This window comes from Burkholderia cenocepacia (assembly GCF_900446215.1).
In the GTDB taxonomy this organism is placed as follows: Bacteria; Pseudomonadota; Gammaproteobacteria; order Burkholderiales; family Burkholderiaceae; genus Burkholderia; species Burkholderia cenocepacia.
On record NZ_UAQZ01000001.1, the window covers coordinates 321491 to 346692 of the forward strand.

The window sequence follows — 25202 nt, forward strand, 5'->3', positions numbered from 1 at the left end:
CATGCAAAAAACCCGGCGGCACGCCCGCCGCCGGGACGTCGAAGGAATCCGGATCACCGCGACACCACGCGATTCCGCCCTTCCCGCTTCGCCTGATACAGCCGCTCGTCGACCACCCGCAGCAGCGTATCGACCGTGCTGCCGTCGACCCCGTACTGCGCGACGCCGACGCTGACCGTCACCTGCACGCGCTTGAAGTCGAGCCCGAACGGCGAACTCGAGATCGACGAACGCACGCGCTCGGCCGTCATCCGCGCACCTTCGAGCGGCATCTCGGGCAACAGCGCCATGAACTCCTCGCCGCCGACCCGCGCGAGCGCGCCCGCCGGCCGAATTGCCTCGAGGCACTGGCGCACGACGCCGCGCAGCACCTCGTCGCCGATCTGGTGCCCGTACGCATCGTTGATGTTCTTGAAATTGTCGAGATCGAGCGCGAGCAGGCAGAACGGCGTGCCGTCGCGCTCGGCCCGCACGATCTCGCGCTCGACTTGCGCGATGAACTGCCGGCGGTTCGACGCGCCCGTCATCGGATCGGTCGCGGCCATGTATTCGAGCTTCTGGTTCGTGCGCCGCAGCTCCTGCAGCGCGCTTTCGGTGCGCGCCATCGATTCCGACAGCCGGCTCATCAGGTCTTCCTGGCTGTAGATCGCCGAGAACGAGCGCGTCGTCTGCAGCGCCTGCACGACGCCGTAACTGAGCAGGAAGAATCCGCCCGCGAAGATCGCATGCGCGAGCCACCACATGTGATTCCACGGCTTGCCGAGGATGAACGCGAGCGACGACAGCGCGAACGCCATGATCGACACGCCGTAGATCACCATCAGCGGCGAGCGGATCCGCCGCGCGAGCAGCAGGCACACGTTCAGCAGCGAAAACACCAGCGCGCCGCCTTCCATCGACAGCCGCGTGCCCGGCGCGCCGGCGACCGGCGAATAGGCGATGTACGCGACCGCCACGTTGACGATCAGGAAGAACACGATCCACGGCAGCCAGGTGCGCACGCTCGTGCGCTTGTCGAGCCGGTCGGGCGGCCGCGAATACGACAGCAGGCCCGTGAGCAGCAGCGCCGACATCACGAACCGCGACGCGGGCCCGTACAGCAGGAACAGCCAGATATTGTGGTGCGCCATCCCGGTGAACGCCCCGTGCAGCGCATAGATCATCGCGAAGCCGAGGAAGCCGAGCGTGAGCCAGCGCAACAGCGGCTCGCCGGACGACCGGTAGCACACCCACGTCACGTAGGTGACGAACGCGCCTTCGACCGTCGCCGCCGCGATCGCGATTTCATGGAAAGCGTGGCTCTCGAACACGACGCCCGGGTCGCTGAAGAACCACAGATAGGCAATCAGATAGGCGGGCAGCAACGCGAATCCGACCAGCAGGCATTTCGCGTAGAGCCTCGCGGCCGCGCTGACGACGCGCGGCGGTTCCCCGGCTGCATAGGTCGTACTCATTCGGTCCCCGGTCGGTCTGCTGCGTTGGTTCGATTCTTCGCGGCACGGATCGCACGACGCACGATCTGGCCCATCGTGCCGAAAGGCAAATGTCAGAGCAAGTATAGGTGGGGCAATTCGTTTGACAAGTCAGGGGAAACGGCATTGCCGGGTGCATGCCTTTTACTTCCCGATCGTTGCGAATGGCGCGTGCGCCGCGCCTATTCACCACGGCGGCGGGCGGTGACGCGAAAGCGCAACCACGGCCGCCGCCGGTCAAAGATCAGAGGATTTCGAACAGGCCGGCCGCGCCCTGCCCGCCGCCGATGCACATCGTGACGACCACGTACTTGACGCCGCGCCGCTTGCCTTCGATCAGCGCATGGCCCGTCAGGCGTGCGCCCGACACGCCGTACGGGTGGCCGACCGCGATCGCGCCGCCGTTCACGTTCAGGCGATCCTCAGGGATCCCGAGCGTGTCGCGGCAATACAGCACCTGCACCGCGAACGCCTCGTTCAGCTCCCACAGGCCGATGTCGTCGACCTTCAGCCCCGCCTGCTTCAGGAGCTTGGGCACCGCGAACACCGGGCCGATGCCCATTTCGTCCGGTTCGCAGCCGGCCACCGCGAAGCCGCGGAACGCACCCAGCGGCTGCAGCCCTTCGCGCTGCGCGGCCTCGGCGCTCATCACGACGCACGCCGACGCGCCGTCCGAGAACTGGCTCGCGTTGCCCGCGGTGATCACGCCGCCCGGCACCGCCGAACGGATCTTCGACACGCCTTCGAGCGTCGTGTCGGGCCGGATGCCTTCGTCGGCCGACACCGTCACTTCCTGCGTGAACAGGCGGCCCGTCGCCTTGTCGGCGATGCCCGCGAGCACGGTGATCGGTACGATCTCGTCGAGGAACAGCCCGGCTTCCTGCGCGGCCGCCGCGCGCAGTTGCGACTGCACGCCGTACGCGTCCTGCCGCTCCTTCGAGATGCCGTAGCGCTTCGCGACGTTCTCGGCGGTCTGCAGCATGTTCCAGTAGATCTCGGGCTTGTGCTGGACGAGCCAGCCTTCCTGGATCATGTGCCGGTTCATCTCGTTCTGCACGCACGAGATCGACTCGACGCCGCCGGCCACATAGATCTCGCCTTCGCCCGCGATGATCCGCTGCGCGGCCAGCGCGATGGTCTGCAGCCCTGACGAACAGAAGCGGTTCACCGTCATCCCCGGCACGCTCACCGGCAAGCCGGCGCGCAACGCGATCTGCCGCGCGATGTTCGCGCCCGTCGCGCCTTCGGGGTTCGCGCAGCCCATGATCACGTCCTCGACGCGGGCGGGGTCGAGCTTCGCGCGCTCGAGCGCGGCCGCGACCACGTGGCCGCCGAGCGTCGCGCCGTGCGTCATGTTGAATGCACCGCGCCAGGATTTCGCCAGCGGCGTGCGTGCGGTCGATACGATTACGGCTTCGGTCATGCGAGTCTCCTTCGGTCCTGCTTCATGTCCTGAATCGGATGGGAAATGCGCTACGCCGCCGGGCGCGCGCCCGCGGACGTCGCATGCGCGACACCCGCTGCCTGCATCTGCTGCCATGCGTGCGCGAGCGACCCGTTCAGGTCGATCGCACGGCATGCATCGTTGATCACCGCGGCTTCGAAGCCTGCCGCGCGCGCATCGAGCGCCGACCACGCGACGCAATAGTCGGTCGCGAGCCCGCAGCACCACACGCGCTTCGCGCCGAGTTCGCGCAGATAGCCCGCGAGCCCGGTACGCGTCGTGCGGTCGGCTTCGACGAACGCGGAATAGCTGTCGACCTGCGCGTCGCCGCCCTTGCGGATCACGAGCCGCGCGTGCGGAATGTCGAGGTCGCGATGCAGCGCCGCGCCGTCGGTGTCCTGCACGCAGTGCACGGGCCACAGCACCTGCTCGCCGTACGGCAGCGCGAGCGTCGAGAACGGCTCGCGGCCCGGATGGTTCGCCGCGAACGACACGTGTTCGCGCGGATGCCAGTCCTGCGTGAGCACGACCTGGTCGAAGCGTTGCGCCAGTGCGTTGATCACCGGCACGACCGCATCGCCGTCGGGCACCGCGAGCGCGCCGCCCGGCATGAAGTCGTATTGCACGTCGATCACGAGCAGGACGTCGTCGGTGCGTTTCATTGCGTGTCTCCAGACAGGATCGGTCGCGCCGCGATACGGCGGCGTCAGCCGTTGAACCCGCGGCCGGCCTTCGCCAGTTCCGCGATCGACGGCGCGAGTTGCCATGCGTCGCCGTTCGGCGCGGCCGCATAACGGCGAATCGCGCGCTCGACGTTGTAGAGACCGACCGTATCCGCGTACAGCATCGGGCCGCCGCGCCACAGCGGGAAGCCATACCCGGTCAGGTAGACCATGTCGATGTCGGACGCCTTCGACGCGATCTTCTCTTCGAGGATCTTCGCGCCTTCGTTGACGAGCGCGAACACGAGCCGCTCGACGATCTCGTCGTCGCCGATCTTGCGCCGCTCGACGCCGCGCTCCTTCGAGTACGCGACGACCATCTCGTCGACGAGCGACGACGGCTTCGCCTTGCGGTCGCCCGGCACGTAGTCGTACCAGCCGGCGCCCGTCTTCTGGCCGAAACGGCCCTGTTCGCACAGACGGTCGGCGATCTTCGAATACTGCAGGCCGGGCTGCTCGACGTAGCGCCGCTTGCGGATCGCCCAGCCGATGTCGTTGCCGGCGAGGTCGCTCATCCGGAACGGCCCCATCGCGAAGCCGAATTTCTCGATCGCGCGATCGACCTGCGCGGGCAGCGCGCCTTCCTCGAGCATGAACAGTGCCTGGCGGATGTACTGCTCGATCATCCGGTTGCCGATGAAGCCGTCGCACACGCCCGACACGACCGCCGTCTTGCGGATCTTCTTCGCCACCGCCATCACGGTCGCGAGCACGTCCTTCGCGGTTTGCGCGCCGCGCACGACCTCGAGCAGCTTCATCACGTTCGCCGGGCTGAAGAAGTGCATGCCGACGACGTCCTGCGGACGCTTCGTAAACGCGGCGATCTTGTCGACGTCGAGCGTCGACGTGTTCGACGCGAGGATCGCGCCGGGCTTCGCGACTTCGTCGAGCTTCTTGAACACCTGCTCCTTCACGCCGAGTTCCTCGAACACGGCTTCGACGATCAGGTCGGCGTCCTTCAGGTCGTCGTAGGACAGCGTCGGCGTGATCAGCGCCATGCGCGCATCGAGCTTCTCCTGCGTGAGCTTGCCCTTCTTCACCTGTGCGTCGTAGTTCTTGCGGATCGTCGCGAGGCCGCGCTCCAGCGCGTCCTGCTTCGTCTCGAGCAGCGTGACGGGCAGCCCGGCGTTGATGAAGTTCATCGCGATCCCGCCGCCCATCGTGCCCGCGCCGATCACGCCGACCCGGCGGATCTCGCGCAGCGGCGTGTCGGCCGGCACGTCGGGAATCTTGCTCGCCGCCCGCTCGCCGAAGAATGCGTGGCGCAGCGCGCGGCTTTCCGGCGTCATCATCAGCGCGACGAAACCCTCGCGCTCGGCGACGCTGCCCTTGTCGAAACCGTTCAGCACGCCGGCCTCGATCGCGTCGATGCACTTGTGCGGCGCGGGGTAGTTCGGCGCGGCGGCTCGCGCGGAATTGCGCGCGAACTGGATGAAGCCGGCCGCGTTGTCGTGGACGATCTTGCGATCGCGCACGCGCGGATGCGGCCCCTTCTGCGCGCCGACCTTGCGGGCGAACGCCACGGCCGCGTCGAGCAGGTCGCCGTCGGCCATTTCGTCGAACAGCCCGCTCTTCGCGAGCTGCTCCGACGGCACCGGCGCACCCGACACGATCATGTTCAGCGCGGTTTCGAGCCCGACCGCGCGCGGCAGGCGTTGCGTGCCGCCCGCGCCCGGCAGCAGCCCGAGCTTCACCTCGGGCAGCGCGACCTGCGCGCCCGGCGCCGCGACGCGGTAATGCGCGCCGAGCGCGAGCTCGAGGCCGCCGCCCATCACGACGCTGTGCAGCGCCGCGACGACCGGCTTCGCGCTCGCCTCCACCGCGCGGATCACGGTGTGCAGCGTCGGCTCCTGCAGCGCCTTCGGCGTATTGAATTCGGTGATGTCGGCACCGCCCGAGAACGCGCGGCCCGCGCCGGTCAGCACGATGGCCGTGACCGACGGGTCCTGCGCGGCGCGATCGAGCGCGTCCATGACGCCCTGGCGGGTCGACAGGCCGAGCCCGTTGACGGGCGGATTGTTGAGCGTGATGACGGCCACGCCGTCGCGAGTCGAGTAATCCACTGCCATCTGCCTGCCTCCATGCATCGCGCGCCGGATTGGCTGCGCTTCATTGTGCGCGGTCGAACAGCCGCATGTCCGGATGAACGGAGGCAGCATACAACGAAAAAGCACGGTCGTTCAATTTGAATTTTGTTCCCGATCCGGGGACGGATCGGGCGACCGGCAGCGGGCGACCGGCAGCGGGCGACCGGCAGCGGGCGACCGGCAGCGGGCGACCGGCGTCGGGCGACCGTTCGCGGGCCGGCGCCGGCCCGACTCGGGGCTTACGGCTCGCACACCGCCGTCGGCAACACGTAGTCGCGGAACGTCTCGCGCAGCTTCAGCTTCTGCAGCTTGCCGGTCGCGGTGTGCGGCAGCGATTCGACGAACACGACGTCGTCGGGAATCCACCATTTCGCGACCTTGCCCTCGTAGAACGCGAGCAGCGTGTCGCGGCTCAGGTTCGCGCCTTCGCGCGGCACCACGACGAGCAGCGGCCGCTCGGTCCATTTCGGATGCGCGCAGGCGATGCAGGCGGCCTCGGCCACGCCCGGATGCGCGATCGCGACGTTCTCGATGTCGATCGAGCTGATCCACTCGCCGCCCGACTTGATCACGTCCTTGCTGCGGTCGGTGATCTGCAAGAAGCCGTCGGGGTCGATCGTCGCGACGTCACCGGTCGGGAACCAGCCGTCCGCGAGCGGCGACGCGTCGCCGCGAAAGTAGTGGTCGATCACCCACGGCCCGCGCACCTGCAGTTCGCCGAACGCGACGCCGTCCCACGGCAGCTCGCGGCCATCGTCGCCGACGATGCGCATGTCGACGCCGCAGATCACGCGCCCCTGCTTCTCGAGCAGCCGGCGCTGCGCGTCGAGCGGCCGCTGCGACTGCGCCCAGTTGAGCTTCGCGAGCGTACCGAGCGGCGACAGTTCGGTCATCCCCCACGCATGAATCACGCGTACGCCGTATTCGTCCTCGAACGTGCGCAGCATCGCGGGCGGGCACGCGGAGCCGCCGATCACCGTGCGGTTCAGCGTCGAGAAACGGACACCGGCTTCGCGCATGTAGTTCAGCAGCCCGAGCCACACGGTCGGCACGCCCGCGGAAAACGTCACGCGCTCGGCCTCCATCAGCTCGTACAGCGATTTCCCGTCGAGATCCTTGCCCGGCAGCACCAGCTTGCCGCCCGTCAGCGGCACCGCGTACGGCAGCCCCCATGCGTTGACGTGGAACATCGGCACGACGGGCAGCACGGCGTCCATCGCGGACAGGTTCATCGCGTCGGGCAGCGCGGCGCCGTACGCATGCAGCACGGTCGAACGATTCGAATACAGCACGCCCTTCGGGTTGCCTGTCGTGCCGGACGTGTAGCAGAGCCCCGACGCCTGCTGCTCGTCGAGGCGCGGCCAGTCGTAGTGGCCGTCTTCCGCTTCGACGAGCGTTTCGTAGCAGAGCAGCGGCGTGGCGGCGGACGGCAGGTGCGCGGCGTCCGTCATCGCGATCCAGCCCTTCACGTGCGGGCATTGCGGCGCGATCGCGTCGACCAGCGGCGCGAAATTGATGTCGAACAGCACGTAGCGGTCTTCCGCGTGATTGACGATGTACGCGATCTGTTCGGGAAACAGGCGCGGATTGATCGTGTGGCACACGGCGCCCATCCCGCCGATCCCGTAATACGCTTCCAGATGCCGGTAGCCGTTCCACGCCAGCGTGCCGACGCGGTCGCCGGTTTCGACGCCGAGCCGCGCCAGCGCCTGCGCCAGCTGCTTCGCGCGGCGTTCGCAATCGCGGTACGTGTAGCGATGCAGGTCGCCTTCCACGCGCTTCGACACGATCTCCGTGTCGCCGGCGTGCCGCGCGGCATGCGAAATCAGCGACGACACGAGCAACGGCACATCCATCATCTGGCCCAGCAACGGCTTACCCATCGTCTTGTTCTCCCTGAGGATGCGAATCGGTGACCAGCCTGGGGGCTGTTTCCGTAGCGAAGCAGCCCTGGTATGCGCCCGTCAGCGGCCCCGGACGGGCGTGGCGCACGGTGCGCGGGCCGCCATGCGGGCGGCGCGGCGCCGCCTTACAATATCGGCTTACCCAGAGGCGCTCAACATGTCGTTTTCCCGAAGCGCAGCCGATGCGGCTGACACCCTGCCCGACCTCGCCGCGACGCTCGGCACGCCCGCCGAGGGCGCGTTCGTCACGCTCGGCGACGCGTTTCATACGCGGCTGCCGGCCGCGCCGCTTGCCGCGCCGTACGTCGTCGGCTTTTCCGACGAAGTCGCGCAACTGCTCGATCTGCCGCCCACGCTCGCCGCGCAGCCCGGCTTCGCCGAGCTGTTCACCGGCAACCCGACGCGCGACTGGCCCGCGAACGCGATGCCGTATGCGTCGGTCTATTCCGGCCACCAGTTCGGCGTGTGGGCCGGCCAGCTCGGCGACGGCCGCGCGCTGACGATCGGCGAATTGCCCGGAACCGACGGCCGGCGCTACGAACTGCAGCTCAAGGGCGGCGGCCGCACGCCGTATTCGCGGATGGGCGACGGCCGCGCGGTGCTGCGCTCGTCGATCCGAGAATTCCTGTGCTCGGAAGCGATGCATCACCTCGGCATCCCGACCACGCGCGCGCTGACGGTGATCGGCTCCGACCAGCCGGTGGTGCGCGAGGAGATCGAGACGGCGGCCGTCGTCACGCGCGTGTCGGAAAGCTTCGTGCGCTTCGGCCACTTCGAGCACTTCTTCTCGAACGATCGCCCCGACCTGCTGCGCCAGCTTGCCGATCACGTGATCGACCGCTTCCATCCGGCCTGCCGCGACGCGGACGATCCGTACCTCGCGCTGCTCGAGGCCGCGACGCTGCGCACGGCCGACCTCGTCGCGCAATGGCAGGCCGTCGGTTTCTGCCACGGCGTGATGAACACCGACAACATGTCGATCCTCGGCGTGACGATCGACTACGGTCCGTTCGGCTTCGTCGACGCGTTCGATGCGAACCATATCTGCAACCACTCCGATACCGGCGGCCGCTATGCGTACCGGATGCAGCCGCGCATCGCGCACTGGAACTGCTACTGCCTCGCGCAGGCGCTGCTGCCGCTGATCGGGCTGCAGCACGGCATCGCCGACGACGATGCGCGCGCCGAGCGCGCGGTGGACGACGCCCAGGCCGTACTCGCGAAGTTTCCGGAGCGCTTCGGCCCCGCGCTCGAACGCGCGATGCGCGCGAAGCTCGGCCTCGCGCTCGAGCGCGAGGGCGACGCCGAACTCGCGAACAAGCTGCTCGAGACGATGCATGCGAGCCACGCGGATTTCACGCTGACGTTCCGCCGGCTCGCGCAGATCTCGAAGCACGACGCGAGCCGCGACGCGCCCGTGCGCGACCTCTTCATCGACCGTGAAGCGTTCGACGCATGGGCGAACCTCTATCGCGCGCGGCTGTCCGAGGAAACGCGCGACGACGCGGCACGCGCGGTTGCAATGAACCGCGCGAACCCCAAATACGTGCTTCGCAACCATCTGGCCGAAGTCGCGATCCGGCGCGCGAAGGAAAAGGATTTTTCGGAAGTCGAGCGGCTCGCGCAGATCCTGCGCCGCCCGTTCGACGAACAACCGGAGCATGAAGCGTATGCGGCGTTGCCGCCCGACTGGGCCGGCTCGCTCGAAGTGAGCTGCTCGTCCTGAGCCCGCAACCCGCGCATCTCGACCGACCGATCAGGAGAACCCCCATGTCCCACGATTCCGACGACAAGACCTTCCCGTACCAGAAAGACGACGCCGAGCTGCGCCGCCGGCTCACGCCGATGCAGTACGAGGTCACGCAGCACGCGGCGACCGAGCGCGCGTTCACCGGCGAATACACCGACACCGAGGATGCCGGCATCTACAAGTGCGTCGTCTGCAGCACGCCGCTGTTCGAATCCGGCGCCAAGTTCCACTCGGGCTGCGGCTGGCCCAGCTACTTCAAGCCGCTCAACGGCGAGGTGATCGACGAGAAGATCGACTACTCGCACGGAATGGTGCGCGTCGAGGTGCGCTGCAACCACTGCGGCGCGCATCTGGGCCACGTCTTCGAGGACGGCCCGCGCGACAAGACCGGTTTGCGGTACTGCATCAATTCGGCTGCGTTAAACTTCGAGTCCCGACCCGAAAACGAATGAGCGGCGCCGGGCGGATCGCCGCGGCAGCCAGCCCCGGGCTGGCCGCCCCGATCCGCGACGGCGATGCCTGGCGGGTCCCTACAACGGTGACAGGCCGCGCCCGCGGCCCGTCACGCAGCTGCGAGCGCCATGAAATTCCTGTTCGATCTGTTTCCGATCATCCTGTTTTTTGTCGCCTTCAAGGTCTGGGGCATCTTTACCGCCACCGCCGTCGCGATCGTCGCGACGCTGGCCCAGGTCGCATGGGTCGCCTTCCGGCACCGGAAGGTCGACACGATGCTGTGGGTCAGCCTCGGCGTGATCGTCGTGTTCGGTGGCGCCACCCTCGTCCTGCATGACGAGAAATTCATTCAATGGAAACCGACTGTGCTGTACTGGCTGTTTGCGATCGGGTTGCTCGCCGCGCGTTATGCGTTCAGCAAGAACCTGATCGAGAAGATGATGGGCAAGCAGCTCACGCTGCCGTCCCCCGTGTGGGACAAGCTGAACCTCGCATGGGCGCTGTTCTTCGCGGTGCTCGGCGTCGCGAACCTGTACGTGGTGCACAACTTCACCGAATCGCAATGGGTGAACTTCAAGCTGTTCGGGACGACGGGCGCGATGGTCGTATTCATCATCCTGCAGAGCCTGTGGCTCACGAAGTACCTGAAGGACGAGTGACATGACCGACGCCTTTCTCCACGCCTCCGCCGACGAACGCATCGCGCTGATCGAAGCGCGCCTCACCGCGTCGCTCGCGCCGCTGTCGCTCACCGTGCGCGACGACAGCGCGCAGCACGCAGGCCACGCCGGCGCGGCCGCCGGCGGCCACTTCACGGTCACGATCGTGTCGTCCGCGTTCGCGGGCAAGCCGCGCGTCGCGCGGCACCGGCTGGTGTATGATGCGCTCGCTGATGCGATGCAGCGCGGCATTCACGCGCTCGCGATCGTGGCTTACACGCCCGAAGAATTCAACGAATCTTCAATCTAGTCTCATTAGGAATTCCCGATGATCCTGACATCCCCCCGCCTGTGGGTCGCGGCGGCTGCATTTGCAGCAGCACCGGCATTCGCCCAGAACATCGCCGTCGTCAACGGCACGCCGATTCCGAAGTCGCGCGCCGACGCGATGGTCGCGCAGCTGGTCCAGCAAGGCCAGACCGACGGCCCGCAACTGCAGCAGGCCGTGCGCCAGGAGCTCGTGAACCGCGAAATCCTGATGCAGGAAGCGATTCGCGAAGGCATCCCGAACCGTCCGGACGTAAAGGCGCAAGTCGCCGTCGCGCAGCAGACCGTCGTGCTGCGCTCGATGATCGAGGGCTTCCTGAAGAAGAACCAGCCGACCGACGCCGAAGTGAAGGCGCGCTACGACGAGCTCGTCAAGGGCGTGGGCGGCAACCGCGAGTATCACCTGCACCACATCCTCGTCGACAACGAGCAGCAGGCGAAGGACCTGATCGCGAAGATCAAGGGCGGCGCGAAGTTCGAGGATCTCGCGAAGCAATACTCGAAGGATCCGGGCTCGGGCAAGAACGGCGGCGATCTCGACTGGTCCGATCCGAAGGCGTACGTGCCGGAATTCGCGGCGGCCGCGCAGAAGCTGCAGAAAGGCCAGATGACCGACACGCCGGTGAAGACGCAGTTCGGCTGGCACATCATTCGCGTCGACGACATCCGCGACATCGCGCCGCCGCCGTTCGACCAGGTGAAGGCGCAGATCGCGCAGCAGCTCGTGCAGCAGAAGCTGCAGGCGTTCGAGGAAGGTCTGCGCCAGCAGGCCAAGATCCAGTAACGCCGGCGCGCGTCACACGCGCATCGATCAGCCGCTCTTCGGAGCGGCTTTTTCTTTTGGCGCGCACGAACAGGGGTGCCGCGATGCGATGGGGCTTAGCCGACGCACAATAAAAAACCGCTCCGAGGAGCGGTTTTTTATTGTGCCAGGCGTCACCCGCCCGCAGCGTTCGCTACGCGGGATAAAACACGTCGTGGTAACGCACGTCGCCTGCCGGCAGCGGCGCGGAATCATCGAGCGACAGCGCGAGGAAATACTCGGCCGGCACGCCCGCAAACACGATGTCGCCGTGCGGTTCGAATCCGAAACGCGCGTAATACGCCGGCTCGCCGAGCACCACGCAGCCACGCGCGCCGAGCCGGCGCAATGCGTCGAGCCCCGTGCGCACGAGCCCCGCGCCGATGCTCTGCCGCTGGCAATCGGGCCGCACCGCGAGCGGCGCGAGCCCGTACCACTGCTGACTGCCGGCCGGCTCGCCGCCGATCGCGACCGGCGAGAACGCGACGTACCCGACGATGCGCCCGTCGCGCTCCGCGACGAGCGATACGCTCAGCGCACCGTCCGCGCGCAGCGTGTCGACGATGCGCTGCTCGAACGCGCCGCCCTGCGGCTCGCCCGCGAACGCCGCACGGATCACGCGGCCGATCGCGTCGGCCTCGCTCGCACGCTCGTCACGCAGCGTGACGACCTCGACCGGCGCGTTCGGGTCGAACATCATCCGGATCAGCCGATCCAGCGACGTGCGTTGCGGAACACCCGCATCCACGGGCTCGCGTCACCCCAGCCTTCCGGGTGCCAGCTCATCGTCACCGTACGATGCACGCGCTCCATGTGCGGCATCAGCACCGAGAAGCGGCCGTCAGCCGTCGTGACCGACGTGATGCCGGCGGGCGACCCGTTCGGGTTGAACGGATAGCGCTCGGTCGCTTCGCCGCGGTGGTCGACGTAACGCATCGCGACCGCGACACGGTCGATGTCGCCTTGCTGCGAGAAGTCCGCATAGCCTTCGCCGTGCGCGACCGCGACCGGAATCCGCGAGCCTTCCATTCCCGCGAAGAAGATCGACGGCGATTTCTCCACTTCGACGAACGAGAAACGCGCCTCGAACTGCTCGGACTTGTTGCGCGTGAACTTCGGCCACGCTTGCGCGCCCGGGATCATCGACGCGATGCTCGACAGCATCTGGCAGCCATTGCAGATACCGAGGGCGAACGTATCGGAACGCGCAAAGAAGGCCGAGAACATGTCGGCGAGGTTCGCGTTGAAACGGATCGTCTTCGCCCAGCCTTCGCCCGCGCCCAGCACGTCGCCGTACGAGAAGCCGCCGCACGCGACCGCACCCGCGAAATCGGCCAGCGTCGCGCGGCCCGCGAGCAGGTCGCTCATGTGCACGTCGTGCGCATCGAAGCCGGCGCGGTCGAACGCATACGCCGTTTCCAGATGCGAATTCACGCCCTGCTCGCGCAGGATCGCGACGCGCGGCCGTGCGCCCGTCGCGATGAACGGCGCGGCGATGTCGTCGGCCGGATCGAACGTGAGCACCGGCGAGAGGCCCGGGTCGGCCGCGTCGAGCAGCGCGTCGTATTCGGCATCCGCGCAGGCGGGGTTGTCACGCAGGCGCGCGATGCGCCAGCTCACTTCGCTCCAGGCGCGATGGAGCTCGGTACGCGGCGCGTCGAAGATCTTCTTCGCGTCACGGTACACCTCGATCACGTCGCGATCGTTGACCGAGCCGATCACGTGCGAGCACGTCGACAGGCCGAATTCGCGCAGCGCGCCGAGCACCGCGTCGCGGTCGGACGCGCGCACCTGCACGACGGCGCCAAGCTCTTCGGAGAACAGCGCGCGCAGCGTGCGGTCGTCGCGACGGCCGCTCGTCTGCTTCGCCCAGTCCTTCGCGTCGCCGTAGTCGGATTCGTGGTTCGGGTCGAGCGTCAGCATGTCGACGTTCAGCGATACGCCCGCGTGGCCCGCGAACGCCATTTCGCACACGGTCGCCCACAGGCCGCCGTCCGAGCGGTCGTGGTACGCGAGCAGCTTGTCCTGCGCATTGAGCGACTGGATCGCGTTGAAGAAGCGCTTCAGGTCTTCCGCGTCGTCGACGTCCGGCGTCGTGTCGCCGACCTGCTGCGTGACCTGCGCGAAGATGCTGCCGCCCATCCGGTTCTTGCCGCGGCCGAGGTCGATCGCGATCAGCACGCTGTCGCCCGCATCCGCCACGCGGCGCAGTTGCGGCGTGAGATGGCGGCGCACGTCCTCGACCGGCGCGAACGCGGAGATGATCAGCGACACCGGCGACACCACTTCCTTCGCGACGCCCTGCTCGTCCCACTTCGTCTTCATCGACAGCGAATCCTTGCCGACCGGGATGCCGATCCCGAGCGCCGGGCACAGCTCCATGCCGATCGCCTTGACCGTGTCGAACAGCGCGGCGTCTTCGCCGGCCGTGCCGCACGCGGCCATCCAGTTCGCGGACAGCTTCAACTTGTCGAGCGACGCGATCGGCGCGCTCGCGATGTTCGTGATCGCTTCGCCGACGGCCATGCGGCCCGATGCCGGTGCATCGATCACGGCGAGCGGCGTGCGCTCGGCCATCGTCATCGCCTCGCCCTTGAAGCCCGCGTAGTCGAGCGCGGTGATCGCGCAGTCGGCGACCGGCACCTGCCACGGGCCGACCATCTGGTCGCGCACCGACGTACCGCCGACCGAACGGTCGCCGATCGTGATCAGAAACGACTTGCTGCCGACCGTCGGGTGCTTCAGCACGTCGAGCGCGACCGCCGACAGCGCGATGCCGGTCACGTCGACCGGCGCACGCTCGGTGTTCACGCGCGTGACGTCGCGGTGCATGCGCGGCGGCTTGCCGAGCAGCACTTCCATCGGCATGTCGACCGGGTATTCGTCGGCGCCCGTCGCTTCGTCGTCGACGAGCTTCAGCTGGCGTTCGTCGGTCGCGACACCGACCACCGCGAACGGGCAGCGCTCGCGCGCGCAGATCGCCTCGAAGCGCGGCAGGTCGGCCGGCGCGATCGCCAGCACGTAGCGCTCCTGCGCCTCGTTCGACCAGATTTCGCGCGGCGACAGGCCCGATTCCTCGAGCGCGACCTTGCGCAGTTCGAAGCGCGCGCCCTTGCCCGCGCCGTCGACGATTTCGGGGAATGCGTTCGACAGGCCGCCCGCGCCGACGTCGTGGATGCTCAGGATCGGGTTTTCCGCGCCGAGCTGCCAGCAGCCGTTGATCACTTCCTGCGCGCGCCGCTCGATTTCCGGGTTGCCGCGCTGCACCGAGTCGAAGTCGAGTTCGGCCGTGTTCGCGCCGGTCGCCATCGAGCTCGCGGCACCGCCGCCCATGCCGATCCGCATGCCGGGGCCGCCGATCTGGATCAGCAGCGAGCCCGCCGGCACGTCGTGCTTGTGCGTGTGCTGATCCGCGATGTTGCCGAGGCCGCCCGCGATCATGATCGGCTTGTGATAGCCGTGCACCGTGCCGCCGACGTTCTGCTCGTACACGCGGAAGTAGCCGCCGAGGTTCGGGCGGCCGAATTCGTTGTTGAAGGCGGCGCCGCCGAGCGGCCCGTCGATCATGATCTGCAGCGGCGACGCGATGCGGTCCGGGCGGCCGTACGGGCCGTGCTGCTCGTTCGGGTTGCGCTCGGCCACCGGCTGCGCGGCGTCGCGCGCGTTTTCCCACGGCTGGCGGGCGTCCGGCAGGTCGAGGTTCGACACGGTGAAGCCCGTGAGGCCGGCCTTCGGGCGCGCACCGCGGCCCGTCGCGCCTTCGTCGCGAATCTCGCCGCCCGCGCCGGTCGCCGCCCCCGGGAACGGCGAAATCGCCGTCGGGTGGTTGTGCGTCTCGACCTTCATCAGCGTGTGCGTGAGTTCGGTGTGGCGGCCGTAGCGCTCGCCCGGCTCGCCGGGCGCACCGGCCTTGCGCGGGAACCAGCGCTCGGCCTCGGCGCCGACCATGATCGACGAGTTGTCCGAATACGCGACGATCGTGCCCTGCGGGCTCAGCTTCTCGGTGTTGCGGATCATCGCGAACAGCGACATGTCCTGCGCTTCGCCGTCGATCGTCCACTGCGCGTTGAAGATCTTGTGGCGGCAGTGCTCGCTGTTCGCCTGCGCGAACATCATCAGTTCGACGTCGGTCGGGTTGCGTTCGAGCTTGCGGAACGCGTCGACCAGATAGTCGATCTCGTCGTCGGCGAGCGCGAGGCCCAGCTCGACGTTCGCGCGCTCCAGCGCGCCGCGGCCGACGCCCAGCACGTCGACGGTCGACAGCGGCTTGGCCGGCAGTTCGTCGAACAGGTGCTTCGCGTCGTCGCGCGCCGCGATCACGCTTTCGGTCATCCGGTCATGCAGCGCGGCCGCGACGGCCGCGCGCGCGTCGTCCGACAGCGCCTTCTTGCCGCCGAGCAGGCCCGACTTCAGCGTGACCGTGAATTCGACGCCGCGCTCGATGCGGCGCACCTGCGTGAGGCCGCAGTGCTGCGCGATGTCGGTCGCCTTGCTCGCCCACGGCGAGACCGTGCCGAAGCGCGGCAGCACGACGAAGGTCTCGGTCGTGCCCTTCTCGCCCGCCGGCTGGAACGGCTCGCCGTAGTGCATCAGCGCATCGATGCGCGCGCTGTCGTCGGCCGACAGCGGCTCGGCCGCATTGACGAAGTGCAGGAACTGGCCGCGCACCGCGACGATGTTGGCGTCGATTTGCCTGAGCGTATCGAGCAGACGGGTTTGACGGAAATCGGAGAGGGCCGAAGCGCCGGGAAAACACGAGAAGTGAGCCATGGGCTGGACTGACGTCGATGAGTCGCGCGAGGTGGCGACGTGGGGCGAAAGGAAGGCCGTAATTATACCCGGAAGTCGGCCGCCCAAGACCGGCCGATCGGTAGTCCGCATGCACCGCGACGGTGCCGGGACGCGTGGCGCGCACGGCCGCCCGCCGGGCCGGCCTGCGCGGGCCCAGGATGCCCGCCGCCGTGGCCCGACCGCACGACCCATGCTCGGCCGGCGCCGGCTCGCGCACTTTTGGCGCTATCATTCCGGGTTCACCGGGCCCGGCCCTCAGCGAATTCTCACCGGGCGGCGTGCGCGCCGCCCGTCATCGAAGCACTCCATGGATGTCATCGTCATCGGCGGCGGAATCAGCGGCGTCGCCACCGCCTACCAGCTGCGCGCGGCCGGCCATCGCGTGTGCGTGGTCGAACGCCACGCGACCGTCGCGCAAGGTGCGACCTACGGCGACGGCGGCGCGCTGCTGCCGAGCCCGCTCGACGTCTGGTTCGGCCCGACTTTCATGCGCCAGCGCCAGCCGCGCGACAGCGGCATCGTCTACAAGCCGGGCTTCAACGGCGGCGTGCGCCGCTTCGTCAAGCAGCTCGGCACGCTGCGCGAGCCCGACGCGTTCGCCGCGCAGTACGCACGGCTGCGTCCGCTGATCGACGCGTCGCGCGACGCGCTCGCCGATATCGACGCGCGTCTCGAGCTCGAATTCGAACAGAAACCCGGCATCCTGCACGTCGTGCGCGATCCGCGCGACTGGGATGCGCTGCAACCGGCGCTCGACCTGCTGCGCACGCTCGACCAGCCGTACCGCACCCTCACCGCCGACGAATGTGCGGCGCTCGAACCGTCGGTGCCGGCCGAACCCGGCTTTGCCGGCGGCGTGCTGCTCGAAACCGAGCGCACCGGCAATTGCCCGCTGTTCGCGAAACTGATCAAGCAGACGCTGGACGAGCACGGCGTGCAGTTCCGGTTCGGCGCGGACGTCGCCGCGATCCGCGTCGACAGTGGCCGCGCCGCGGTCGAGCTCGTGCCGCCGGGCAACCGGCGCGCGGCGCAGGCGCGCGAGGTCGACGTGATTTCCGCGGACGCGATCGTGGTCGCCGCCGGCGCGGGCAGCCTCCCGCTGCTCGAACGGCTCGGCTGGCGCCTGCCGCTGCACCCCGCGCGCGTCCATACGCTCACCGCACCGGTCGCGTACGAAGAACACTCGCCGCACCTTTGCGTCGTCGATTCGATCAAGCGGATCTCGATCACGCGCACCCACCAGCGGCTGCGCGTCGGCGGCGCCGCCGTGCTGCAGAGCGTCGCCGATACCGCGAAACCGCTTGCCGAGCCGTTGTCCGAGGCCGCGCTCGCGCTGCTCGGCCAGGCCGTCCATGACTGGGTGCCGGGCGCCGCCAAGATCTCCGCCGCCCTGCCGTGGCGGGGCATGCAACTGCTGTCGCCGGACGGCCTGCCCGTCGTGGGTCCGACCCCGCACCCACGCGTGTTCGTCAATTTCGGCCATGGCCCGGCCGGCTGGGGCCTCGCGTGCGGGTCTGCTAAAGTGGTGACCGACTATCTGGGCGGCAACGTCCAGCACTGGCCCGCCGACACGCTCGCCGCGCTGAGCGCCGGCCGCTTCACGACCTGACCGCCGCGGGCCGACCCGTGGCGGCCTCCTTGCCCGCCGCCACGATCCCGCGATGACCGTTACCCGCCCGCTTCCCGATTCCGATCCGATCGCACTGCTGCGCGTCGCCGACCTGCGCGCGGCCGAAGCCGACGCCGCCGCCGCGCTGCCGCCGCACACGCTGATGGGCCGCGCCGGCGCCGGCGCCGCGCACTGGCTGTCCGAACGCGTCGCCGGCGACGATCGCCCCGTCTGGTTCGCGGTCGGCCCCGGCAACAACGGCGGCGACGCGCTGGTGGCCGCCGCGCAGCTCCAGCAGCTCGGTGTCGCCACGCATGCGTGGATGCCGGTGCCGGTCAAGCCGGACGACGCGCAATGGGCGCTGGGCCTCGCGCGCACCGCCGGCGTGCCGTTGTCGGCCACCGCGCCCGCGTCGCTGGAGGGCTACGCGTGGGTCGTCGACGGGCTGTTCGGCATCGGTCTCGGCCGTGCGCTCGACGGCGCGTTCGCGGAGCAGGCCGCACGCATCGCCGCCCATGCGCGCAGCGGCGGCCGCGTACTCGCGCTCGACGTGCCGAGCGGGCTCGACAGCGATACGGGCCGGATCGTCGGCGCGGGCGTCGCCGTCGCGGCCACCCACACGCTCACCTTCATCGGCGCGAAGCCCGGCCTCTACACGGGCGACGGCCGCGATCTCGCCGGCGAGATCCACGTCGCGTCGCTCGACGTCGCGCCGCCCGCCGCGCCGGCCATCGTGCTGAATGCGCCCGCGCGGTTCGCCGCGGCGCTGCCCGCGCGCGCCTTCGCGTCCCACAAGGGCACGTACGGCAGCCTCGCGGTGCTCGGCGGCGACACGGGCATGTGCGGCGCGCCGATCCTCGCCGCCCGCGCCGCGCTGTTCGCGGGCGCCGGCAAGGTGCACGTCGGCTTCCTTGGCGCGGGCACGCCGCCGTACGACCCGCCGTTCCCCGAACTGATGCTGCATCCGGCCGACACGCTCGACCTCGGCGCGATGACCGCGATCGCGGCCGGTTGCGGGCTCGGCACGCGCGAGGCCGCGGCGACGCTCGTGCGCGACGTGCTCGCGCACGACCTCCCGACGCTGCTCGATGCCGACGCGCTGAACCTCGTCGCGACGCACGCGGACCTCGCGGCCGCCGTCGCCGCGCGCGGCGCACGCGGCAAGCCGTGCGTGCTGACGCCGCATCCGCTCGAAGCCGCGCGCCTGCACGGCAGCGACACGGCCGCGGTGCAGCGCGATCGCGTCGCGGCCGCGCAGACGCTCGCCGCCCGTTACGCCGGCATCGTCGTGCTGAAAGGCTCGGGCACGGTGATCGCCGCGCCCGACGGACGCGTAGCGATCAACCCGACCGGCAACGCGGCGCTCGCCACCGGCGGCACCGGCGACGTGCTCGGCGGCCTGATCGGCGCGCTGCTCGCGCAACGGGTCGCGCCATACGAAGCCGCGCTGGCCGGCGTCTACCTGCACGGCCTCGCGGCCGACACGCTGACCGCGAACGGCACCGGCCCGGCCGGGCTCACCGCGGGCGAGCTCGCGCCGATGGTGCGCACGCTGATCAATCGCCTTTTTTATCCGTCGCCGCGCGCCGACACGTAACGCCGCTATACTGACTGCCCCGCCGCACGGCGGGCCTTCTCGTCCGCTGGCTTTCCGATCCCGATGAGCCGGCGCGGCATTCCTCCCGATTCACGCTTCACTCGAACCGTCATGACGCTGAAATCGCTCCCCGCCTGGACTGCCCTTCAATCCCACTTCGAACAGATCCGCCACGCGCGGCTGCGCGACTGGTTCGCGCCGGAAAACGACCGCGCGCCGACCCGCGCCGAACGCTTCACGATTCCGGGCGGCGGTCTTGCGGCCGATTTCTCGAAGAACCGCATCGACGACGAAACGGTGCGCCTGCTCGTGCAACTCGCGCGCGACGCGGGCGTCGAAGCGCGCCGCGACGCGATGTTCGCGGGCGAGATCGTCAACCCGACCGAAGGCCGCGCCGCGCTGCACACCGCGCTGCGCGCGACCGACCCGCAAGCGCCGTTCCACGCGCAGGTGAGCGCCGAGCGCGCGAAGATGGCGACGTTCGCGCGCGCCGTGCGCAGCGGCACGTGGACGGGCTATACGGGCAAGCGGATCCGCCACGTGATCAACATCGGCATCGGCGGCTCGGATCTCGGGCCGAAGATGGTCGTGCATGCGCTGCACCACGTCGCAACGCCCGAGATCTCGACCCACTTCGTGTCGAACGTCGACGGCGCCGATCTCGCGCGCGTGCTCGAACAGGTCGATCCCGAGGAAACGCTCGCGATCATCGTGTCGAAGACCTTCACGACGCTCGAGACGATGACGAACGCACGCTCGCTGCGCGACTGGTTCGTCGCGCGCGGCTGCCCCGAGGACGCGCTCGCGAAGCACTTCGTCGGCGTGTCGGCGAACCCGGCCGAAGTCGTGAAGTTCGGCATCGCCGCGGACAACGTGTTCGAAATGTGGGATTGGGTCGGCGGCCGCTATTCGCTGTGGTCGGCGGTCGGCCTGTCGATCATGATCGCGGTCGGCCCGGAGCAGTTCGACGAGCTGCTGGCCGGCGCGAACGACATGGACCGCCACTTCCGCGAAGCGCCGCTCGAGCGCAACCTGCCGGTGCTGCTCGGCCTGATCGGCATCTGGTACCGGAATTTCTTCGGCTCGCAGAGCTATCTCGTCGCGCCGTATTCGGAAGCGCTGCACTACCTGCCGTCGTACCTGCAGCAGCTCGAAATGGAGAGCAACGGCAAATCCGCGCGGCTGGACGGCACCTTCGTCGACTATCCGACGTCGGCCGTCACGTGGGGCGAGCCGGGCACCAACGGCCAGCATGCGTTCTTCCAGATGTTGCACCAGGGGCCGACGATCGTGCCGATCGACTTCATCGCGGTGCTGACGCCCGAGCATCCGCTCGCCAGCCACCATCCGAAGCTGCTCGCGAACTGCTTCGCGCAGAGCGAGGCGCTGATGCTCGGCCGCACGCTCGAAGAAGCGCGCAAGGTCGCCGGGCCCGGCAAGGAAGCGCTCGCGCCGCACCTGACGTTCCCCGGCAACCGCCCGACCACGACGCTGCTCGTCGATGCGCTGACGCCGCGCGCGCTCGGTGCGCTGATTGCGCTCTACGAGCACAAGGTGCTGGTGCAGGCGACGGTGTGGGACATCAATCCGTTCGACCAGTGGGGCGTCGAACTCGGCAAGATTCTCGGCAAGGTCGTCGAAGCCGACCTGTCCGCCGAATCGGTCGACCCGGCGAAGCACGACTCGTCGACCACCGCGCTGATCGAGCGCGCCCGTGCGGCGCTCAAGCGTTGAAGCACTGACGCATCAACGCCCATGCCCGTGCGGGCCGCGCCACTCAGTTGCGCGGCCCGCACGACCCTTCACGCGTTGCGCGATGCCGCGTGCGGCGCGACGATGCGCCCCGCGTCGATCGTCACCGTCGTCGCACAGCGGCGTGCGAGTTCGGCATCGTGTGTGACGAGCACGAGTGTCGCGCCGTGCGTGCGGTTCAGTTCGAACATCAGGTCGATGACCGCGTGGCCGGTGGCCGCGTCGAGGCTGCCGGTCGGCTCGTCGGCGAACAGGATCGCCGGACGCGTGACGAACGCGCGTGCGAGTGCGACGCGCTGCTGTTCGCCGCCCGACAGCAGCTTCGGATAATGCGTGGTGCGTTCGCCCAGACCGACCTGCACGAGCAGCGCCCGGGCACGCTCGGCCGCCTCGCGCGCGCTGATGCCGCCCTGCAGTTCGAGCGGCAGCATCACGTTCTCGAGCGCCGTCAGGTGCGGCATCAACTGGAACGACTGGAACACGAATCCGACCGCGCCGTTGCGCAGCGCCGCGCGCTCGTCCTCGTCGAGCTGGTCGAGCGCGCGGCCGAGCAGGCGAACCGTGCCGCTCGTCGCGCTGTCCAACCCCGCAAGCAGGCCGAGCAGCGTCGATTTGCCCGACCCCGACGCGCCGACGATCGCGAGGCTGCTGCCCGGTTGCACGGCGAGCGTGATGCCGTCGAGGATCGTCAGCTCGCCCGTTGCATCGGCAACCCGCTTGCACACGTCATGGACTTCGATGATCGGATCGGTAATCTTGAACATGGACACGACATTTCGCTGGAAAAGACGCGCGGCGGCCGCCGCGCTGCTGGGCACCCTGCTGGCCGTCACCGTACCTGCGCGCGCCGCGACGGCGTCGGCATCGAGCCAGCCCGTGATCGTCGTGCTCGGCGACAGTCTCTCGGCCGAATACGGACTGCCGCGCGACACAGGCTGGGTTGCACTGCTGCGGCAACGGCTCACGACCGAGCGAATCGATTATAGCGTCGCGAACGCCAGCGTCAGCGGCGACACCACGAGCGGCGGCCGTGCACGGTTGCCCGCGGTGCTGCAGCGACTCAAGCCGTCGATCGTCGTCGTCGAACTCGGTTCGAACGATGCGCTGCGCGGCGTGCCGCTCGCGACGACCGAGCAGAACCTGCGCGACATCATCGCCAGTGCGCAGCGTGCGCGGGCGAAGGTCGTGCTGGTCGGCATGTACGTGCCGCCCAATTACGGCCCCGACTACACGCAGAAGTTCCACGCGGTCTATACGCGGCTGTCGAAGGACCTCGCCGTGCCGCTCGTACCGTTCCTGCTGGCCGGTATCGAGAACAAGCCGGAGATGTTCCAGGCCGACCAGATGCATCCCGCGCAGCAAGCCCAGGGCATTCTGCTCGACAACGTGTGGCCGGCGCTGAAACCGTTGCTCGGCAAGCCGCACGGATGACCGCAGCCGCGCACCGGAAAACAAAAAGCCCCGCTTCGAGCGGGGCTTTTTGATGGTTGCGGGCGAAACGACGTTCAGTTGTCGCCGTCTTGCTGCTGGCTGGCCGTCGTGCCGTACAGCTTCACCTTCGAGCGATCGCGTAGCGCGGCGAGATACGCCTCGCCTTCGCTTTGCGCGTCGACCTGCGCCATCTGCTGCTGCGCGGCCGCCAGTTGCTGCGGATCGACCGCCGAACCCGGGATCACCGCGTTCACGCGATAGATCGCATAACCGTCCGCACCAAGATCGACCCCGACGTACGCCGGCAGCGTCTTCGCATCGACCTTGTAGACGGCGCTCAGCGCAGCCGGCGTCAGGCCCTGCGATTGCGTGCGCGACACCTTCTGCGCGGCCGCGAAGCCGTCGGTCGACTTCGACTTCTGCAGCTCGGCCAGCTTCGCCGCCCCATCCTTCTTCGCGAGTTCCGCGGCCTGCTCGGCGATGACCTTCTGGCGCACGACGTCCTTGATCGCATCGAGTGCGGGCACGGCAGCCGGCTTGTAGTCGGTCACGCGCGCGGAGATCAACGTATTGTTGCCGACGTCGATCGCCTGCGTGTTGTTCTGGTTCTTCACCGAGTCGTTCGCGAACACGGCGGCGAGGAATTTCGCGTTGTTCAGCGGGCTCGTCGGCGGCAGTTGCGGATTCGGCGTCGGCGTGACGGTGGCCGTCTGGATCGTCAGCTTGTACTTGTCCGCGGCCGGCTGCAGCGTCTTCGCCTTTTCGTAGACGGTCGACGTGAACCCTTCCGCGTTGTCCGAGAACGCCTTCGATGCGTACTGCTGCTTCAGGTCGATCGCGATCTGGTCCTTCACTTCCGCGAACGGTTTGACGACCGCCGGCTTCACTTCGGTCGCCTTCAGGATGTGGAAACCGAGGTCCGACTGCACGATACCGCTCACGTCGCCCTGCTTGAGCGAGAACGCGGCATCGTCGAACGCCTTGCCGCCCGCGGTCGAGCCGCGCGTGATGAAGCCGAGGTCGCCGCCCTTCGCCGCCGACGGCGCGTCCTGCGAGCTCTTCTGCGCGATCTGCGCGAACTGGTCCGGATGCGCCTTCACGTCGGCGAGCAATTGCTCGGCCTTCGCTTTCGCGGCCGCCTTGTCGGCCGCGCTGGCGCTGCCCGGCGCGGCGATGAAGATGTGGCTCACGCGCACCTGCGCTTCGGTACGGAAGTGCGTCGGATTGTCGTCGTAGAACTTCTTGATGTCCGCTTCGGTCGGCTGCGCGCTCGCGGCCGCTGCGGCCGGCGAATAGACGAGGTACTGGATCGTCGCGGTTTCCGGCGTCGCGAAGCTCTGCTTGTGTGCGTCGTAGTACGCGGTGAGCTGCGCGTCGGTCGGCTGCACCTTCGCTGCGAAGTCGCTCGTCTTCAGCACGAGCGCCTGCACTTCACGCTGTTGCGCGGCGAGTTCGGACAGGCGTTGCGCGAGGCTCTTCGGCGTGAACGCACTCGACACGATGCTCGCCGGAATCTGCTGCAGCGCGAGGCTGTAACGCACACGCTCCTGGTACTGCTCGGGCGTCATTCCCTGGAACGACAGCAGCTGTGCATAGCGTTCGACGTCGATCGATCCGTCGGGCTTCTTCAGCGACGCGATCATCGGGTCGCTCATCAGCGCGTCGCGTACGGCGTTGTCGGAGGCGGTCAGGTGCAGACGTTGCGTCTCGTCGGCCAGCACGCGTTGCTGGATCAGGCCGTCGAGCACCTGCTTGCGATGCTCGGGCGTGTCGAACATCTTGATGTCGAACTGCCCGCCGAGCGCCTGGCGCGCCTGGTCGATCTGCTGGCGAAACGCGCCGTCGAATTCGACCCGCGTGATCTTGTGCCCGTTGACTGCCGCGACGTTCGCACTGTCGTCGAAGAAGCCGCGGAAGCCTTGGATCCCGACGAAACCCAGCCCCGGCAACACGATCAGGAGCAGGAGCGCCATCATCAGGCGCTGGTGATTACGGAAGAAATCGAGCATGCGTGACGGGAAAATTGGACAAAACGTCCGATATTACAACATACGGGGTGGGACGGGAAAAAACGCAGACGTACCGTGCGCGAGCGGGATGCGACAACGGGACACGAGAAATGAAAAAGCCGGCACGAGAGACGGGCTTCTTCACGCACCCGCCAGCGGGCGCAAAACCGAATGCACAAACAACAATGCCCGCACGAGGCGGGCATTGTTGTTTGTTTGGCGGAGCGGACGAGACTCGCCTGCATCCCGCAGGCCGCGGATGCGCGTACACGCGCATCCCTTCTCGTCCCGCCGCAAGCCGCGCAGGCGGCTTCCTCCGCCCCGCCGTCACACTGCCCGCAAGCGGGCACGACGAACGATGCAAATGAAAAAAGCCCGCACGAGGCGGGCTTC

The 25202-nt window shown here is 68.4% G+C and carries 18 protein-coding genes; 9 read left to right on the forward strand and 9 right to left on the reverse strand.

The window, feature by feature from the left end; genetic code table 11:
- Positions 1-53: 53 nt before the first annotated feature.
- The 5 genes from DTA15_RS01475 to DTA15_RS01495 all read right to left on the reverse strand — a co-directional run bounded on the left by DTA15_RS01475 (position 54) and on the right by DTA15_RS01495 (position 7608).
- Entirely contained in the window at positions 54-1454 is a 1401-nt protein-coding gene (locus DTA15_RS01475) for a sensor domain-containing diguanylate cyclase (protein ID WP_006483889.1), read from the reverse strand.
- Positions 1455-1716: 262 nt separating this feature from the next.
- A complete protein-coding gene (locus DTA15_RS01480; protein WP_006483911.1) occupies positions 1717-2895 on the reverse strand; it encodes an acetyl-CoA C-acyltransferase in 1179 nt (392 codons plus the stop codon).
- Positions 2896-2945: 50 nt separating this feature from the next.
- Positions 2946-3578, reverse strand: coding sequence for a bifunctional nicotinamidase/pyrazinamidase (pncA, locus tag DTA15_RS01485; RefSeq protein ID WP_006483895.1), 633 nt, complete (start codon positions 3576-3578; stop codon positions 2946-2948).
- Positions 3579-3622: 44 nt separating this feature from the next.
- Positions 3623-5707 (reverse strand): 3-hydroxyacyl-CoA dehydrogenase NAD-binding domain-containing protein, encoded by a 2085-nt coding sequence (locus DTA15_RS01490; protein WP_006483901.1) that lies wholly within the window; start codon positions 5705-5707, stop codon positions 3623-3625.
- 257 nt (positions 5708-5964) lie between these two features.
- Positions 5965-7608, reverse strand: a complete 1644-nt coding sequence (locus DTA15_RS01495; protein WP_006483894.1) for a 3-(methylthio)propionyl-CoA ligase — start codon at positions 7606-7608, stop codon at positions 5965-5967.
- Positions 7609-7786: 178 nt separating this feature from the next.
- Between DTA15_RS01495 and DTA15_RS01500 the strand changes: the two genes are divergently transcribed.
- The 5 genes from DTA15_RS01500 (at position 7787) to DTA15_RS01520 (ending at position 11602) form a co-directional block, all read left to right on the forward strand.
- Entirely contained in the window at positions 7787-9355 is a 1569-nt protein-coding gene (locus DTA15_RS01500) for a protein adenylyltransferase SelO (RefSeq protein WP_006483899.1), read from the forward strand.
- 44 nt (positions 9356-9399) lie between these two features.
- Positions 9400-9831 carry a peptide-methionine (R)-S-oxide reductase MsrB gene (gene msrB / locus DTA15_RS01505; RefSeq protein WP_006483891.1) on the forward strand — a complete coding sequence of 144 codons (432 nt, stop codon included), beginning with the start codon at positions 9400-9402 and terminating at the stop codon, positions 9829-9831.
- 129 nt (positions 9832-9960) lie between these two features.
- On the forward strand, positions 9961-10491 hold the full coding sequence (locus tag DTA15_RS01510) for a septation protein A (protein ID WP_006483893.1): 531 nt from the start codon (positions 9961-9963) through the stop codon (positions 10489-10491).
- A 1-nt stretch (position 10492) separates the two neighbouring features.
- Positions 10493-10801, forward strand: a complete 309-nt coding sequence (locus tag DTA15_RS01515; RefSeq protein WP_006483904.1) for a BolA family protein — start codon at positions 10493-10495, stop codon at positions 10799-10801.
- A gap of 18 nt (positions 10802-10819) precedes the next feature.
- The gene (locus DTA15_RS01520) at positions 10820-11602 is read left to right on the forward strand and encodes a peptidylprolyl isomerase (protein WP_006483903.1); all 783 of its coding nucleotides are present in this window, start codon (positions 10820-10822) and stop codon (positions 11600-11602) included.
- A gap of 172 nt (positions 11603-11774) precedes the next feature.
- Here the strand turns inward: DTA15_RS01520 and DTA15_RS01525 are convergent, their stop codons facing one another.
- A complete protein-coding gene (locus DTA15_RS01525; RefSeq protein ID WP_006491849.1) occupies positions 11775-12320 on the reverse strand; it encodes a GNAT family N-acetyltransferase in 546 nt (181 codons plus the stop codon).
- Positions 12321-12325: 5 nt separating this feature from the next.
- Positions 12326-16390, reverse strand: coding sequence for a phosphoribosylformylglycinamidine synthase (gene purL / locus DTA15_RS01530; protein WP_006483906.1), 4065 nt, complete (start codon positions 16388-16390; stop codon positions 12326-12328).
- 328 nt (positions 16391-16718) lie between these two features.
- Between purL and DTA15_RS01535 the strand changes: the two genes are divergently transcribed.
- From DTA15_RS01535 to pgi, 3 genes are all read left to right on the forward strand, one after another.
- Entirely contained in the window at positions 16719-18020 is a 1302-nt protein-coding gene (locus DTA15_RS01535) for an FAD-dependent oxidoreductase (protein ID WP_006492783.1), read from the forward strand.
- 52 nt (positions 18021-18072) lie between these two features.
- On the forward strand, positions 18073-19617 hold the full coding sequence (locus tag DTA15_RS01540) for an NAD(P)H-hydrate dehydratase (protein WP_012492676.1): 1545 nt from the start codon (positions 18073-18075) through the stop codon (positions 19615-19617).
- Positions 19618-19728: 111 nt separating this feature from the next.
- On the forward strand, positions 19729-21351 hold the full coding sequence (gene pgi / locus DTA15_RS01545) for a glucose-6-phosphate isomerase (RefSeq protein ID WP_006489351.1): 1623 nt from the start codon (positions 19729-19731) through the stop codon (positions 21349-21351).
- Between the two features lie 68 nt (positions 21352-21419).
- On the opposite strand, the gene DTA15_RS01550 is transcribed toward pgi, so the two are convergent.
- On the reverse strand, positions 21420-22133 hold the full coding sequence (locus tag DTA15_RS01550) for an ABC transporter ATP-binding protein (protein ID WP_006489333.1): 714 nt from the start codon (positions 22131-22133) through the stop codon (positions 21420-21422).
- Here DTA15_RS01550 and DTA15_RS01555 point away from each other — a divergent pair.
- Positions 22132-22800, forward strand: a complete 669-nt coding sequence (locus DTA15_RS01555) for an arylesterase (RefSeq protein ID WP_006489343.1) — start codon at positions 22132-22134, stop codon at positions 22798-22800. The genes DTA15_RS01550 and DTA15_RS01555 overlap by 2 nt on opposite strands.
- Before the next feature lie 74 nt (positions 22801-22874).
- On the opposite strand, the gene DTA15_RS01560 is transcribed toward DTA15_RS01555, so the two are convergent.
- Complete coding sequence (locus tag DTA15_RS01560; RefSeq protein WP_006489347.1) at positions 22875-24809, reverse strand: SurA N-terminal domain-containing protein; 1935 nt, start codon at positions 24807-24809, stop codon at positions 22875-22877.
- Positions 24810-25202: the final 393 nt, after the last annotated feature.